Genomic DNA, 16316 nt, shown 5'->3' with positions numbered 1-16316 from the left:
CGGGTTCCGATGTGAGGTCTGTACGGGCTCCGGGTACGGGCCGGGTCACCCGTTGCCCAGCAGTCTCCTCGACCTGCTCCGCAGCACTCCCACGACCCCCCGCATTCCGGCCGCCACCCGTACCGAGAGGCTGCCGGAATGGGTCGCGTACGGCTGTACGAGCACGGTGCCGTGGCGCCGGTCCGGCAGGACCCGGCGGCGCAGCAGGCCGGGTCCCGGTACCGCGCGCGCCGTCGTCTCGCGCACCGTACCGTCCGCGAACCGCACCCGAAGACGCAGGTCCCAGACGCCAGAGGGGAGCGCGCCCAGATCGAGCAGCACCTCGGCGGTCCAGACGGGGTCCGGGTCCGTCCCAGCGGACCACGCCGCCGTGCGTCGCAGCCCTGGGTGCCCGCCGTCGCGGGCCTGGAGTTCGACGTCGACCGTGGTGGGCGCCGCGGCCGCCACCCGCCCGTACAGCTCGTGCAACGTCAGGGTCAGTACGGACGTACGCGCGCGTGGCCGCAATTCCGCGTCGACCGCGAGGGGCAGGAGTCGCATGGGGCGCACCAAAAGGTGTTCGAGGGTGACTTCGGGGAGTGCTTCGGACCAGACCGGGGTGGAGTCGGCGGCCCGCGCATGAGGAGGCGGCAGCCGGGCCGGGCGGGCCGCCAGCTGCCGCAGCCGGTACAGGTCGACCGGCTCGGGTGAGGCGAGCAGTACCTGGCCGACGATCCGGGCCGGGTCGGTCGCCCGTTCGAGGTCGGCCGTGTCGAAGGTCTGGAGGTACGCGCGCGTGAGGTCCCACCACGCGCGCTGGTACTCGGGGCCGTGCGCGCCCAGTTCGCGCAGGTACATCCGCAGGCAGTGTTCCAGGAACTTGGTGCATGCCGCACCCATCAGCTCCTTCTCCCCTGCGGCGTGCAGGATTTCCACCGCCTGGCGGTGCGCGTCCAGCCGGGCGCGCCAGTTGTCGATGCCGGACCGGTCGAGCGAGAGGGACAGCCGGGCGGCCCGGCGGCGAACATGCCAGACATAGACCGGCTGGTCGATCAGCGCGATCCGCGGGGCGGCGGCCAGCACGCGCGTGGTGAAGGCGAAGTCCTCGTAGACGACCGGGCCGTCGGCGAAGCGGATCGCGTGGCGGCGCAGGAAATCCGTCCGGTAGAGCTTGTTGACGCAGAGGGTGTCGTACACGAGCCGGAGCTGCTCGGAGGGCCGCTCGACGATCGCGGGTGTGCCGTACAGCTCGGGCTGCCAGGGCACATCGCGCCCCGAGGGCAGTTCGCGGCGCAGGCACAGCCCCGAGGCGACCTCGGCGCGGTGCTCGGTGGCGGCGGTGAGCAGCGCGCTGACCGCGCCCGGAGGCAGGACGTCGTCGCTGTCCAGGAACATCAGATACGGCGCCGAGCAGCGGTCGATGCCGTCGTTACGGGGAGTGCCACAGCCGCCGCTGTTCACCGCGCGGGCCACGACTCTGAGGCGCTGGTCATCGGCGGCCAGCCGTCGCAGCAGCTCGACGCTGCCGTCGGTCGAGCCGTCGTCGACGGCGATGACCTCGCTGACGGCCGGGCCCTGGGCGAGGGCCGAGCGCACCGCGTCGGCCACCCGGGTCACGTCGTTGTAGCCGATCAGGACGACACAGACCCGAAGCTGCTGCTGAGGGGTGTTCTCCATGTATCGGCATGTTAGTTGCTAATCAGTACTATCCTAATAAGCTGGCCGATAAGGATTTATATCGACCCTAATCAGGCATTCCCACCCGTGCCAGTACATCTCCGCTGCGCGGCCCCCAAGCCACCACGACGGCCTCTTCAGGTACCCGCTGGGAGCGGTCGAGCAGCAGCCACCGGACGTGATAGCGGCGGACGATCGCGTCCCGCTCCGCGCGCGTGGAGGTCGGTGCCAGATACGCCTCCACGTCGCGGGCGCGCCGCTGGCGCTCGCGCTCGTCGAGCGAGGCGTCGGGCCAGATGGGGGCGACTACGTTGGGCCCGTACCCGGCGATCGACCGCAGATGGCGGTAGTTGCCGGTGAGGACCACCTCGCCGGGACCGATGTGCCGGGCCGCCCAGCCGTACTCATGCCAGCGCGGCGGCTGCTCAAAGCCGACCGGGTCGAGCGAGCGTGGCACCACCGCCCCGGCCTGGGCGCTGAAGAACCCCAGACACGCGGCCCCGGCGGCGATCGGCGCCAGCACGCGGTGGGCCCGCGGCCAGGGCCACGGCCGCGCCAGCTCGATGGCCAGCGCGAACTGCGCCGGCACCAGCGTGAGACCCAGAATGCGCCCGTAGGTGTAGTGGCCGCTGAACCAGCCGTACGCCACGACCACGCACTCCATGACGAACATCAGCACCAGCGGGTCACGCCTCGACCGCCTGAACCGCATCCACAGGGCGGGCAGCGCGACCAGCGCCAGCCAGTAGCGCTCGGCCATACCGAAGTAGAGCTGGCGGTGGAGTGAGTCGATGCTGGAGTCACCGACGAGCGAGAAGACACTGAAGTACGGCCAGGACGCGGCCAGGAGCACCGCGATCGCGCCCGACAGGGCCCAGCGGACGAGCTCCCAGCGGACGAGCGCCCGGCGAACCGGCGACAGCGGCCGGAGATCGCGTTGCAGCCCGAGCACGAGGGCCACCACGCCGATCATCGCGGCCACGGCGGTGATCGGGTGCGTGAGGAGCACCAGGGCCCACAGGGCGCCGAGTCCCGTATGCGCCCACGGGCCACCGCCGTCCCGGGCGAGACGGCCGGTCAGTGCCCAGATCCAGAAGGCGACGCCGATCGCGAAGGTGCTCGGATAGTTCAGATGCCCCGTCATCGACATCAGCCCGAGGTACCCGCTCCACCAGGCGTCCTGGGTGCCCCACAGGACCACCATGAACACCAGGGCGAAGACCGGCGCCCACGCGCGCGTAGAGAGCGTTTTGACGAACTGTCCGATGCCGGTCAGCAGGACCAGCAGATTCACCGCGCCGCTCAGCTTGACGACCTGCCAGCCCGCGAGCCCGGTGGCTTTGGCGAACAGCGCCTGGACGACGGTGTACGGCGTGTAGTAGGCGCTGCCGTCGCCCGGCAGGTCGGCCATCGGGTGGGCGGGGTTCAGCAGGTCCGCCTTGAGCCGCTCCACGACGGCGGCGTGCTGCCCGAAGTCGCAGCAGATCGGCAACCGCCAGGCAGCAGCCGTGAGCACCACCCAGAAGAGCGTGCCGAACACCAGATAGGGGCTGGGCCGCAGCGAGCGGCGGCCGCCCAGCACGGCCGTGGCGCCGCGTGGCTCAGGACCCTCGGGACGCTCGGGACTGACGGTGGAGTACTGCACGATCACGGGCCTTTCGCGCGGCGGAGACAACGTCCCTGTCTCGTCTAACCACTCGGCCGAAGTCTCTACCTGGAGTCGTCCAACGGGGTGGCGCACGGCGCCGGACGACGGTCGGCCAGCGGCCGTACGGGTGGCAGGCCCGCCCGCTCACCCAGGAAAACATGGCGCACGACGCGCTCGGCGGCCCGGCCGTCGTCGTACGGGCAGAACCGCTCCCTGAACGCGGTCCGCAGCTGCGTCGACCGCGAGCCGCGCCAGTGCCCGGACGTGAAGATGTCGATCAGCTCGTCCTCGCTGCGGGCGACCGCGCCGGGCGGGAAACCCCGCAGGTCGAAGTAGGTGCCGCGGGCGGCCTCGTACGCTTCCCAGTCGTCGGCGTGGATGACGATCGGACGGTCCAGGTTGGCGTAGTCGAACATCAGCGAGGAGTAGTCCGTGACCAGGGCGTCGCTGGCCAGGCAGAGGGACTCCACGCTGAGGTGATCCGAGACGTCGATCAGGCCCGCCGCCGCCTCGGTCACCAGCGGGGCACCGTAGCTGTGGTGGGCGCGGGCCAGGACCGTGAAGCGCGGCCCCAGGCGGCGACGCAGCCGCGCCAGGTCCAGGGGGCGGTGCTGGTCGCGGTGGTAGTCGCGGTGGGTCGGGGCGTACAGGATGGCGATCGAGCCCGGCCGGATGCCGAGCACCTCGCGCAGCCGGGCCACCTCCTGGGCGTCGGCGTTCTGGAAGCGGTCGTTGCGCGGGTAGCCGTAGGGCAGCGTGGTGTAGCCGGAGCCCGAGCCGGAGGGGAAGACCCGCTCCCAGGTGAGCGTGGAGTGCTGGTTGGACGACAGGACGAAATCCCAGGTGTCGACGCCGTCGAGGAGGCGGTCGAAGTCCGTGTCGCGGGCGGCGGCGGGGCGGCCGAGCAGATCGAGGCCCATGCGCTTCAGCGGAGTGCCGTGCTGCGTCTGGATCACCAGCTGTCCGGGGCGCTTGACCATCCTGTGGTCGAAGTTCCCATTGCTGACCAGGTACTTGGCGCGGGCGAGTGCCGTCCAGTACGCGGCCGAGCTGGGGGTGACGCGCCGGGTGGCCGTGGGGATCGTGTGCTGGTACGCGGGGTCGGCGATCCAGGCGGTACGGACATGCGGGGCCAGCTCACGGACCTTCGCCTCGATGGCGCCCGGGTTGCAGCTGTGGCCGCGGCTCCCGTAGGCGGCGAACACCGCGTAGTGGGCGCGTACGGGGAGTCGCAGCTGGATGCGGTAGTGGAGTCGGAGCAGGGCGGCGCGGGTCGCGCGGCGCGCGGCCCTGGCGGCGGCGCGCGCCCTGTGGTGCAGCCGCCGCGCGGTCGACAGCGCCCAGTGGGTGCGGTGGGCGCCCAGGCGTACGAGGCTGTGGCGGACCCTCTCACGCCAGGACAGCCGGGGGGCGGGCGTGCGGTAGCGGCGGTAGTGGGCGCGGGCCCGCCGGAAGAACTCCGCGCGGGTGCCGGGGGGCAGCTGCCCCCGTGCGGTGACCAGCGAGAAGTAGGCGTCGACCATCCGGCGGAAGGCGATGGGGCGCCAGCGCGCCAGCTCCGGGCGGGCTTCGAGCCGGGCTTGGGCGTGGGCGTCGAGGAAGGCGAAGACCCGCTCGTACTGGTCGAACACGTCGAAAGCGTGGTGCGCGTGGTGCGCGTGGTGCACGGCGTTGCCCCGGCGCCGCTGCCGGTGGTGCACACACACCCGGTCCAGGGTGGCGATCGTCTCGGCCGTCAGCAGGGCCGGGAAGGTCCAGGGCGCGTCCCCATGGGAGCCGGGCGGGAAGGTGAGCCCCTCGCGCTCGACGAACTCGCGGCGGTAGGCCTTGTTCCAGACCACCAGCGGGCCGTTCAGCAGGCCGGGCCGGTCGGCCAGCGCGAAGGGCGCGGGGCCTTCCTCGGCGAGCTGCCCCGCGAACGCGTCGCGTACGGTCTCGCCCGTCCAGTACGCCCGCGCGTGGTCGTAGGCGAGGACGTCGGGGCAGCCGGTCTCCTTGAGACGGTCGGCGACGGCGTACAAGGCGCCCGGTGTGAGGGTGTCGTGGGCGTCCAGGAAGAGCAGGTAGTCGCCGCGGGCCTGGGCGAGTCCGGCGTTCCTGGCCCCGCCCGGACCCGTGTGCTGGCTGAGGTGCACCGCCCTGACCCGGGGGTCGGCGGCCGCGTACTCATCGACCAGCGCCCCGGAGGCGTCCGGAGAGCGGTCGTCGACCACGATCAACTCCAGGTCCGTGAAGGACTGCTGGAGAACCGAATCCAGGGCTTCGGGCAGGTACGCCTGCGCCTCGTACACGGGGACGATGACACTGAACCGGGGCAAGGCGCATCCATGGGTCGACACGGGCAGATCCCCGTGCAAACCGCCCTTGGGGTGCGTTGGTTACGCGCTACTTCACCGCGCCCGCCATCACCCCCGAGACGAACTGCCGCTGGAAGGCGAAGAACACGATCAGGGGGACCACCATCGAGAGGAACGCGCCAGGCCCCAGGATGTCGATGTTGTTGCCGAACTGCCGTACCTGGGTCTGCAGGGCGACCGTGATCGGCTGGTTCTCCGGCTTGGCGAAGACCAGCGCGACCAACATGTCGTTCCACACCCACAGGAACTGGAAGATGCCGAGCGCGGCGATCGCGGGCCCGCCGAGCGGCAGCACGACCCGGGCGAACAACCGCAGTTCACCGGCGCCGTCCAGCCGCGCGGCCTCCAGCAGCTCACGCGGGATCTCCGCGAAGAAGTTACGCAACAGGAAGATCGCGAAGGGCAGCCCGAAGGCCACATGGAAGAGGACCACGCCCAGCACCGAGCCGAAAATGCCGAGGTCACCGAAGAGTCCGGCGATCGGCACCAGCGCCACCTGTACCGGCACCACGAGCAGTCCGACGACGGCCAGGAACCACCAGTCCCGGCCCGGGAACTCCATCCAGGCGAAGGCGTAGCCCGCGAGTGCGCCGATCGCCACCACCAGCACCGTCGCGGGCACGGTGATCAGCATCGTGTTCAGCAGGGAGTCGGTGATGGCCTCGTTCTTCAGCAGGCTCTGGTAGCTGTCGACGGTGAGTTGCGAGGGCTCGGTGAACACCTTCCACCAGCCGCTCGCGCCGATGTCCTCCGGCGAGCGCAGCGAGGACAGCAGCAGGCCGACGGTCGGCAGCAGCCAGAACAGGCCCACCAGGATCAGTACGAGGCGCACCACACCGCCACTGGCGCGCGCGGCGATACGGGAGGCGAGTGACGGCTTCACCGTCTTCACCGCCTTCGTTGCCGTCATTGGCGTCATCGCCTTCGTCGCGTTCATCGCTTGGCCTCCCGCCGCAGCCGACGCATGTTGAAGATCATGACCGGGATGACCAGCAGCAGCAGAAGGATCGCGATGGCGCTCGCGATATCGGGTCGGCCCTTGGAGAAGGCCTGGTCGTAGAGTTCGAGCGCCAGAACGTTGGCGTCGTCCCGCGACGAGCCGGGGGCGATGATGAAGACCAGGTCGAAGATCTTCATTACGTTGATCATCAGCGTGACGAGGACGACCGCGAGCACCGGCGTCAGCACCGGCACGGTGATGCGGCTGAACACCTGCCACTCACTCGCGCCGTCCACCCGGGCCGCCTCCAGGAGTTCGCGCGGCACACTGGCCAGTCCCGCGGCGATCAGGACCATCGCGAAGCCCGACCAGATCCACAGATAGCTGCCGATGACGGCCGGGGTGACCAGCGTCGGACCGAGCCAGCTGGCGCCTCGGTACGGCTCGCGGAAGTTACTCTCGGGAAGCCGGAGCAGGGCGCCGTCGGCCGCGCCGGAGAGCGTGAAGGTGCCGTCGGGCCCGGCGCGGGCGGAGTCCACCACCGTGCCGTCCTTGACCGCCTCGACCCTCATGCCCGGATAGCCCAGCTCCTCGGCGTCGATGCCGCCGAGCGTCCCGACGCCCTTGCCCCGGGTGAAGTCCTGCCAGGTGGTGCCGGTGACCTTGCCGGGGTCGGTCTCGGCGGCCGCCGCCGGGCGCGCGCTGCCCGGCATCTTGTCCGGGGCGACGCCGACCAGCGGCAGCGCCACGGGCTCGCCGACCCGTACCGGATCACGGGTGACGAAGCCGCCGCCCTCCTCGGCCAGCGGCGACTCGCGCCCCGGATGAGCCTTGGGGAACGCGGACGACTCGGCGAAGGTGTCATGGACGCCCACCAGCACCGCGTTGGCGACCCCGCGCTCCGGGTCCTGCTCGTACACCAGCCGGAAGATGATCCCCGACGCGAGCATGGAGATCGCCATCGGCATGAAGACGACCAGCTTGAAGGCCGTTCCCCAGCGCACGCGTTCGGTGAGTACGGCGAAGATCAGGCCGAGCGTGGTGGCGACGGCCGGGGCCACCACCACCCAGATCGCGGTGTTCTTGAGCGCGGTCCTGGTGGCGTCCTCGGTGAACACCTCCTGGTAGCTGTCCAGGCCGGTGAAGGAGTCGCCCGCCTGGTCGAAGAGGCTGCGGACCAGCGAGTATCCAATGGGATAGAGCACGAGCGCGCCCAGGAGGACCAGCGCGGGCAGCAGGAACAGCGCCGCCACCACTTTGCGGGTACGTGTCACGCTACGTCGTGCGCGTGCGCGTGGGCGTGGGCGTGGGGCCGGGGGCGTCGGTGGTATGACGCCCCCGGGTGGAGTGGCCGAGGTCATCGCCGGGTCAGCTCTTGTACGCCTTGGCCGCGTCCGACTCCAGCTGGCGCTGGGTGCCGTCGACGTCCTTCGGGTTCTTCAGGAAGTCCTGCAGCGCCTTCCACATGCCCTTGCCCGGGGCACCGCCGAACGCCTGCGGTGTCTGGTCCGACATGTCGAAGCGGAAGTCGTCGCCCGAGGCGATCAGGGCCGTGCCGATGTCGCGCAGCACGTCGTTCGGGTACGTGGCCGGGTCCATCTCCTTGTTGGGCGAGATGAAGCCGCCCTGCTTCGCCCAGATCTCGGCCGCGTCGGTGGAGGCCAGGAACGTCAGCAGCGCCTGGGCGCCCTGCGAGTCCTTCAGCGCCACCGCGGCGTCGCCGCCGGTCACCACCGGCGCGTCGTCGCCGACCGCCGGGAACGGGAACACCTTGGCGTCGGTGCCGATCTCGGCGTCGGTCTGGCCGATGTTGACCGCGACGAAGTCGCCCTCGAAGACCATGGCGGCCTTGGGCTGATCGCCGCCGGTGAAGGTCTGCGTGACCGACGTCGGGAACTCGGTTTGCAGAGCGCCATCCTGACCGCCCGCCAGGTAGTCCTTGTTGCCGAACAGCTTGCCGAGGGTGGTCAGCGCCTCCTTCACGGAGGGGTCCGTCCACTTGATCTCGTGCCGCGCCAACTGGTCGTACTTCTCCGGGCCCGCCTGCGAGAGGTAGACGTTCTCGAACCAGTCGGTGAGGGTCCAGCCATCGGCGCCCGCGACCGAGAACGGGGTGACCCCGGAGTCGTACACCGTCCGCGCCTGGTCCATCAGCTCGTCCCAGGTCTTTGGTTCGCTGGCTCCGGCGTTCTCGAAGACGGCGTTGTTGTACCAGACGAGGGATTTGTTGGCGGCCTTGAAGTACACGCCGTACTGCTCGCCGTCGACCGCGCCGACGTCCTTCCAGCCCTGGGTGTAGTTCTTGTCGAGCTGCGCCTGTGCCTCGGTGCCTACCGGCTTGGCCCACTTGTTCTTCACGGCCTGGGCGATCGCGCCCGGCTGCGGGAGCATCGCCACGTCCGGCGGATCGCCGCCCGCGATCTTCGAGCCGAGGAAGTTGACGATCGGGTCCTGGGCCGGGACGAAGGTGACCTCGGCGCCCGTGCGTTTCTCGAACTCCGTGAGCACCTTCTTGAAGTTGTCCTGTTCGGGCCCCGACCAGACCGCGGCGACCTCCAGCTTCTGCCCCTTCAGCTGGGGCAGTTCGACCGAGGTGCCGCCGCCCTGGCCGTTGTTCTTCTTGCCGCCATTGCCGCCGTTGTCGGCGTCGCCACCGCCGTCACCGCACGCCGTGAGGGCGAGTGCGCCGACGGCCACTAATGACACAACGAGCTTTCCCGTGCGAAGAGTTGTGCGCATCACTGCCCCGTTCTCTTCCCTGAGAGCCTGAGCCCTGTCCCGTGCGCACTGGTCTACGCCCGAGTGGGGAGGGCCGCAATAGCGCCTACGGGAACTCGGGGATCGTGACCGGAGGGTTACTTAGCGTGGGTCTCCAGGAGTGGGGGCACCGCGGGCGCCTCGACCGAACGGGCCGCCCGCTCCAGGGCGCTGGCCAGCAGGGCCAGGTCCGTGGGGCCGTTGCCCAGTTCGCGGACCGGGCGGCGGGCGGGTGGGTCGCCCATGCGCTCCCACTCCAGGGGTACGGCGGTCGGGCGCAGCGTCGAGGTACGCGGGATACGTCCGGTCACGCGGCCCGCCTGGAACGCGGTGACGCGGCCGTCCGCCGCCGCGTACAGCCGTCCGCGGCCCGGGGCCGGGTCCTCGGGGGCCGCTGACGGGGCGTCCAGCGTGATGCGCAGGGCGGCGCCGCGGTCGAAGGCGGTGGCGGCGGTGCGCTCCGGGTGGGCGGTGGCTGCCACGAGATGTACCCCGAGCCGCTCGCCGCCGTGGACGACGGCTTCCAGCGCGCGGACCACCGAGCCCGCCGACGGGCGGCCGGTGGCGCCGAGTGCGGGGGCGACCAGGGCGTCGATGTCGTCGACGAGCACGACCAGGCGGGGCAGCGGCGGGACGTCCTGCGCGCGGGGACTCCTGTTGCCCGGGCGCAGCTTGAGTGTCGCGCTGCCGGGGGAGTCCAGGTCTCCCGCGCCAGCCCCGGGGCCGGGCTGAGGGGCGGGGGGCGCGGGAGCCGTGGGAGCCGTAGGAGTCGTGGGCGGTACGGGGCCGCTGCCGCCGGTGCCGAGCGTGCGGGTGCGTTGGGCGATCATTCGGCCGGACACGGCCCGCTGGGTGTGCCATTCGGCGAACCCGAGGCGGCCGACCAGCTCCCCGCGCCGCTTCAGTTCGGCGGTGAGCGCCTGGGCGAACTCCCGCATCCGTACCGGGTCGTCGGCCGTCAGATGGGTGGTGACATGGGGGAGGTCGGTGCAGGCCCGCAGCCCGTCGCCGCGTCCGGAGCCCGCCCCGTCGACCAGGACGAGGGCCAGCCGGTCGGGCCGGTCGGCGGCGGCCAGCGCCGCGGCGGCCGAGCGCAGTAGCTCCGTACGGCCGCTGCCCGCCGGGCCCTCGACCAGCAGATGGGGGCCCTGCGCCACCAGGTCGGCGCAGACCGGGCCGCGTGGCCCCGCGCCCAGCACCGCCCAAGCGCGGCCACCCAGCGCCTGCGGGTCGTCCACGGCCGCCGCCCAGCGGGCCATCAGGGACGCCGGAGTCGCCCTGGCGAGGCCCAACTCGTCCAGCAGCCGGGCGGCCTGGGGGAGCGGGGCGGACACATGGGCGTGCGCGTCGCCGGGCTCCGCCGTACGCAGCGGGGCCAGCGCCCGGGCGAACCGCTCGGCCCAGGCCACCGACACCGCGTCCACCGAGGCGAGCGTGCCATGCCCGACGGGGCGGCCTCGGGACGTACGGAGCAACCGCAGGGCCGTCGCCACGTCCCCGCTGAGGAGGGCGACGGCGCCGCACGCGCGGAAAGCGGGCGACGCGGCGCAGGCCGCCTCGTAGGTCGCGGTGACCGGCGACGCGGGGGAGGCGGCCGGGGTCTCGGCGAGGCAGACGACGTGGATCCCGGCGCCCGCGCCGTCGGCGGCGAGCCGCGTGACCGCGTCGCGCAGAGCCGCGGAACCGGGGTCACCGTCCACGACCACCACCGCGTACGGCCCCGCGTACGGCGCGGGGGCGGGGGGAGGCGCGGGCGCGGGGGCGAGGCGGTCTGGTGCTCCGGGTGGGACGTGCGGGAGTGGGCTGGCCGGGGGACTCGTCTGGAGGTGTTCGTCGAGGCGGCGGAGCAGTTCGCCGGTGCGGGCGGCGGCCTGCTCGCGGTCGTACGCCAGGAGCAGGCGGCAGTCCTGGCCGTGCCCGGGGCGCAGATGGGGCAGCCAGCCGAGCCAGGACCACTCGGCGGTGCGCTCGTCGAGCGCGCGGCCGCGGTCCGTGCTGATCAGCACGATCTCCACGTCGGTGGGGGAGTGCAGCGCGGCGAGCTGGGCGAGGGCCGAGCGGGCCAGCCCGGCCAGCCGGTTACGCGGCCCGGCGAGCCCCAGGGAGCCCGCCTCCCGCAGCCTGACGGTCACCGGGACGACGGGCAGCAGCCCCATGCCGTCCGGAGTGGGCCGGTCTGTGGTTCCCAGGCGTAGGGCGAGCGCCTCCTGGTGCGCCCGGTCGCGCTCCCACAGGCGGGGACCGGGGCCGAGGGCCGTCAGCAGCAGGGCCGCGGGGTCGGGCCAGGCGTCCGCTACGGAGTCCTCGGGGGCGGCCGTCCAGGCCACGGGCTCGACGGGGTCGTCCGGCCGCGTCTCGTCCCGCGCGCCGGTCAGCCGCCGCGCCCACGCGGTGAGCCCGCCGCGCCTGCGCATCTGGCGCGGAACGGTGGTGCCCCGCGTCGGCGTCCCGGCCCGACCAGCCCCGGGCCCCGCGGCTCCACGGCCGTCGGCCGCATCGGGGTCCAGGGCGCCGGTGTCATACTCGGCTCCGGGGCGCTCCGGGGCTTGGGCGCTGTCACCTGCGGGCGTGGCTTCGGCACCGGTCACGCTGCCTGTGCCGCTCGTGCCGGGCAGTGGCCCACTGCCGGTCGTACGGGCCGCGCTGGCCGCCCCGCCCAGGCCCTCGGCCCTGGCGCGCTCCCGGGCGCCCGTGCCGCTGCCGGTAGTGCTGGTGCGGGGAGGTGCCCCCGTCCCGGGCGTACGGGCAGAGTCGGCACCTTCGCCGAGGTGCTCGGCCTTGGTGCCGCGCGGTGCCCCCGGACCCGGCGTACGGGCGGGGTTGGGGGCACCGCCGAGGTCCTTGGCCCCGGCGCGGCGCAGCGCGTCCGTGTCGCTGCCGGTGGTGCTGGTGCCGGGCGGGGCTCCGGCGCCGCTCACGCGGGCGGGGTCCGCGCCGCTGCCGTCGTGGCCCCGTGGACCGGGCACCGCGTCGTGTGCGTAGCCGTACGGGGCATGGCCGTGGCTGGGCTCGCCGGAGCGGGTCGCCCAGGGTGCCGAGCCGTAGCCGGGCCCGGTGGTCGCGGACGGGTGCGGACCCGGCCAGACGGGGGCGACCTGGGCGGCGGCCGCGGCCGGGGTGACCCGGAGCTGCCCCTCGCCGTCCACGGACGTGGGCAGCGTGGTCTCCGCGTGGACCGGCGTCAGCCGCAGCGTGGACTCGCCGATCCGCAGCAGCGCGCCCGGCGAGAACCGCACCGGCTGGTCGGTGACCGGCCTGCCGTCGACCGTCGTGCCATTGGTCGAGTTCAGGTCGGCGACGCTGACCCGGCCGTCGTCCCCGACCGTCACCGCGCAGTGCAGTCGCGAGACGTCAGGGTCGTCCAGGGGCACATCGGCGTCGGCCGAGCGGCCGATGGTGACCCGCCCGCCGTGCAGGAGATGCACCCCGCCCGCGTCAGGACCCGCGACGACATGGAGCCGGGCCGCGGCTCCCTCGGGCGACGGGGCGGGCTCGGCGGGGGAGTGCAGTGAGAGCACGGCGCCGTCCACCAACGGCGGCTCGCCCAGGACGCAGCGCTGCGGGTCGAGCCGCTCGGACCCGGCGTAGATCTGCGCGGGCCCGTCGGTGCCACCGACCGCCTTGGCCAGGCCGGACGCCACCACCGCCAGCGCCGTCCCGGCTGGCGCGGTGACCAGCACATCGCAGGCGCGCACATCGAAGGCGCGTGCGGTGCGGCCGCTTTGCGGCCCGAGGACGGTCAGCCGGATCTGCATCGCCGTCAGCGGTCCCTTCTGCGCGGGTGCCCGGCAGGGAGACTGCCCATGTCACACATCCCCCCACCGCACACGGCATGGCTCCGTGCTGTAGGGCATCCTCGCACCTGCCACTGACAACACGCCGAGCGGCCGCCCTTTGCACCTGAACCAGCGACACTCACCCTCCGCTTCCGGCCTCCCGGCAACCATCCGCCCCAGCCGCGCGTCTTCCCCACGAACGCCGACCCGGTGCGACCGCCGCGGCGACCCGGTGCCCCGTTCGGCCGCACTACAGTGGTCCGGAACGGCACCAGCAGCCGGGACCAGCAGACGATCAGGGAGCGCATTGACGTGCGGCCGGTAGGCAGCAAGTACTTGCTCGAGGAGCCGCTCGGACGCGGCGCCACGGGCACCGTCTGGCGTGCCCGCCAGCGGGAGACCGCGGGCGCCGAGGCGGCCGTCGCGGGCCAGCCAGGCGAGACCGTCGCGATCAAGGTCCTCAAGGAGGAGCTGGCGAACGACGCGGACGTCGTGATGCGCTTCCTCCGCGAGCGCTCCGTCCTGCTGCGGCTGACCCACCCGAACATCGTGCGCACCCGCGATCTGGTGGTCGAGGGCGATCTCCTCGCCCTGGTCATGGACCTGGTCGAAGGCCCTGACCTGCACCATTACCTCCGGGACAACGGCCCGATGACCCCGGTCGCGGCGTCCCTGCTGACCGCCCAGATCGCCGACGCGCTCGCCGCCAGCCACGCCGACGGCGTCGTACACCGCGACCTGAAGCCCGCCAACGTCCTCCTTAAGGAGGACGGCGTGCAGATGCACCCGATGCTCACCGACTTCGGCATCGCGCGCCTCGCCGACTCCCCCGGCCTGACCCGCACCCATGAATTCGTCGGCACGCCCGCGTACGTCGCGCCGGAGTCGGCCGAAGGCCGCCCGCAGACCTCCGCGGTGGACATCTACGGCGCGGGCATCCTGCTGTACGAGCTGGTCACCGGCCGTCCGCCGTTCGCTGGTGGCACCGCGCTCGAAGTGCTGCACCGCCACCTCAGCGAGGAAGTGCGGTGCCCCGCGGGGGTGCCGGAGCCGCTGTGGACGGTCATGGAGCGCTGTCTGCGCAAGAAGCCCGAGGACCGGCCGAGCGCCGAGAACCTCGCGCGCGGTCTGCGCGTCGTCGCCGAGGGCATCGGTACGGGGGCCAGCTCCGCGCAGTACGCGGCCGCGGCGGGCGTCGGCGCCCTGCTCGTGCCCGACCCGGCGCCCGCCGCAGTGCCGACCCCGCCAGGCGCCGCCGACCCCACCCAGGCCCTGCCGCGGAACGCCGCGTACGGCCAGCACGACCCGAGCGCCGCCACCAACGTGATGCCGCACACCACGCGTGACGCCGACCCCACCTCCGTACTGCCGCGCGACGGCGGCGCCGCCGACCCGACCGCGGTCATGCCGCCCGTGCCGCAGGACCCCGAGGGGCCGCCGCAGTCCGACGACCCGCACCCCTGGCAGAGCCAGATGCGGGCGGCCCGTGACCGCAGCGAGCAGACCCAGATGCAGTACCTGGACCCGGAGCAGGACCCGCTGCGCCGCCGCCCGCAGCGGCAGGTGGCGCGCAATCAGCCGCAGCAGCGCCCGCAGCGCCCTCAGCCCCGGCAGCCCCAGCCGCGGCGTCAGCAGCCACAGCAGTACCCGCCGCAGCACCAGCAGCAGCCGTACCCCCCGCAGCACCACCAGCCGCAGCGATACGCCCCCGCCCCCGCGCCCGCACCGCAGCAGCACCAGCCACAGCCGCAGCACTACCCGCCGCCCCAGCAGCCCGCGCCGAGGCAGCCCCGCGAGCCGCGTCGGCGCAGCGCCAACCGGATGCGCATCCCGGGCCTCGGCTGCCTCAAGGGCTGCCTGTTCATGATCGTCCTGCTGTTCGTGGCTGGCTGGATGGTCTGGGAATTCACGCCGCTGCCTGACTGGGTCGACTCGACCAAGAGCTTCTGGGGCCAGGTCAAGGACTGGACGTCCTCGATCTCCGACTGGATCAGCAACCTCGGCTAGCGGGCCGAGGTCACGGCGCCAGCTTTGACGCCAGCCCCGACGCCAGCAGGACGCCAGCCCCGACCTTGGGGATTTGTCGACATCTGGAGGGTGATTTCTCCCGCTGAAGCGAAGGTTGACCGCAGAGCCGCGTAGCTTTGTCGGCAACACGCGTCTGTAGGAGCAGTCTTGGCACGGAAAATCGGCAGCCGGTATACCGCCCACCAGATTCTGGGGCGCGGTTCAGCTGGCACGGTGTGGCTGGGCGAGGGGCCCGAAGGCCCCGTCGCGATCAAGCTCCTGCGCGAGGACCTCGCGTCCGACCAGGAGCTCGTCGGCCGCTTCGTCCAGGAACGCACCGCCCTCCTGAGCCTTGACCACCCGCGCGTGGTCGGCGTGGTCGACCTGGTCGTGGACGGCACCGACCTCGCGCTCGTCATGGAGCTCGTACGCGGCACCGACCTGCGCACCCGCCTGGAGCGCGAGCGCCGCCTCGCCCCGGAGGCCGCGGTCGCCATCGCCGCGGACATCGCCGACGGCCTCGCCGCCGCGCACGCCGCCGGGATCGTGCACCGCGACGTCAAGCCCGAGAACGTCCTCCTGGACATGCGGGGTCCGCTCGGGCCCGGCGGCTCGCACCCCGCGCTGCTCACCGACTTCGGTGTCGCCAAACTGGTCGACTCACCGCGCCGCACGCGCGCGACGAAGGTCATCGGCACCCCCGACTACCTCGCCCCCGAGATCATCGAGGGGCTGCCGCCGCGGGCCGCCGTGGACATCTACGCCCTGGCGACCGTCCTGTACGAGCTGCTGGCCGGGTTCACGCCGTTCGGCGGTGGCCACCCCGGGGCCGTACTGCGTCGCCATGTCACGGAGAGGGTGGTGCCGCTCCCGGGCATCCCGGACGAGCTCTGGCAGCTGATCGTGCAGTGCCTGGCCAAGGCCCCGGCGTCCCGGCTGCGCGCGTCCGAGCTGGCCGCGCGGCTACGCGACCTGCTCCCGCTGGTGGCCGGGATGGCACCGCTCGACGTCGACGAACCCGACGCGGAAGGCGCGGACGAGGTGAACGACCCGTACGAGGGCGAGGGCGACGACCGTGAGCTGTCCGCCGAACCGCGCCCGACCGCACCCCGGCGGGGCGCCGTAGCGCTCGTCCCCGGTTCGTCCCCTGACTCCAACCGCGACACCCATACGAG

9 protein-coding genes are annotated in these 16316 nt (G+C 72.7%); 2 read left to right on the top strand and 7 right to left on the bottom strand.

Annotated features, from left to right (window positions below; translation table 11 throughout):
• Nucleotides 1–45: 45 nt before the first annotated feature.
• From GCN81_RS05860 to GCN81_RS05830, 7 genes are all read right to left on the bottom strand, one after another.
• The gene (locus tag GCN81_RS05860; protein ID WP_156722398.1) at nt 46–1656 is read right to left on the bottom strand and encodes a glycosyltransferase family 2 protein; all 1611 of its coding nucleotides are present in this window, start codon (nt 1654–1656) and stop codon (nt 46–48) included.
• A gap of 67 nt (nt 1657–1723) precedes the next feature.
• Nucleotides 1724–3301 carry a hypothetical protein gene (locus tag GCN81_RS05855; protein WP_231626398.1) on the bottom strand — a complete coding sequence of 526 codons (1578 nt, stop codon included), beginning with the start codon at nt 3299–3301 and terminating at the stop codon, nt 1724–1726.
• Between the two features lie 65 nt (nt 3302–3366).
• Nucleotides 3367–5622, bottom strand: a complete 2256-nt coding sequence (locus GCN81_RS05850; RefSeq protein ID WP_156722397.1) for a bifunctional glycosyltransferase/CDP-glycerol:glycerophosphate glycerophosphotransferase — start codon at nt 5620–5622, stop codon at nt 3367–3369.
• A gap of 67 nt (nt 5623–5689) precedes the next feature.
• Complete coding sequence (locus GCN81_RS05845) at nt 5690–6580, bottom strand: carbohydrate ABC transporter permease (protein WP_197287499.1); 891 nt, start codon at nt 6578–6580, stop codon at nt 5690–5692.
• A 14-nt stretch (nt 6581–6594) separates the two neighbouring features.
• Nucleotides 6595–7875 (bottom strand): carbohydrate ABC transporter permease, encoded by a 1281-nt coding sequence (locus GCN81_RS05840; RefSeq protein WP_156722396.1) that lies wholly within the window; start codon nt 7873–7875, stop codon nt 6595–6597.
• A gap of 94 nt (nt 7876–7969) precedes the next feature.
• Nucleotides 7970–9340: an ABC transporter substrate-binding protein gene (locus tag GCN81_RS05835; protein ID WP_156722438.1), complete on the bottom strand. Its 1371-nt coding sequence runs from the start codon at nt 9338–9340 to the stop codon at nt 7970–7972.
• Between the two features lie 116 nt (nt 9341–9456).
• On the bottom strand, nt 9457–13113 hold the full coding sequence (locus GCN81_RS05830; protein WP_156722395.1) for an FHA domain-containing protein: 3657 nt from the start codon (nt 13111–13113) through the stop codon (nt 9457–9459).
• Nucleotides 13114–13446: 333 nt separating this feature from the next.
• Between GCN81_RS05830 and GCN81_RS05825 the strand changes: the two genes are divergently transcribed.
• Both GCN81_RS05825 and GCN81_RS05820 read left to right on the top strand, forming a co-directional pair.
• Entirely contained in the window at nt 13447–15141 is a 1695-nt protein-coding gene (locus GCN81_RS05825; RefSeq protein ID WP_156722394.1) for a serine/threonine-protein kinase, read from the top strand.
• A gap of 168 nt (nt 15142–15309) precedes the next feature.
• On the top strand, nt 15310–16316 hold a 1007-nt coding region (locus GCN81_RS05820; RefSeq protein WP_156722393.1), incomplete at its 3' end, for a serine/threonine-protein kinase.

Origin of the sequence: Streptomyces apocyni, assembly GCF_009739465.1 — a bacterium.
GTDB lineage: Bacteria > Actinomycetota > Actinomycetes > Streptomycetales > Streptomycetaceae > Streptomyces > Streptomyces apocyni.
The sequence above is the reverse complement of the archived record's forward strand: the minus strand, read 5'-3'. Positions and strand labels throughout refer to the sequence as shown.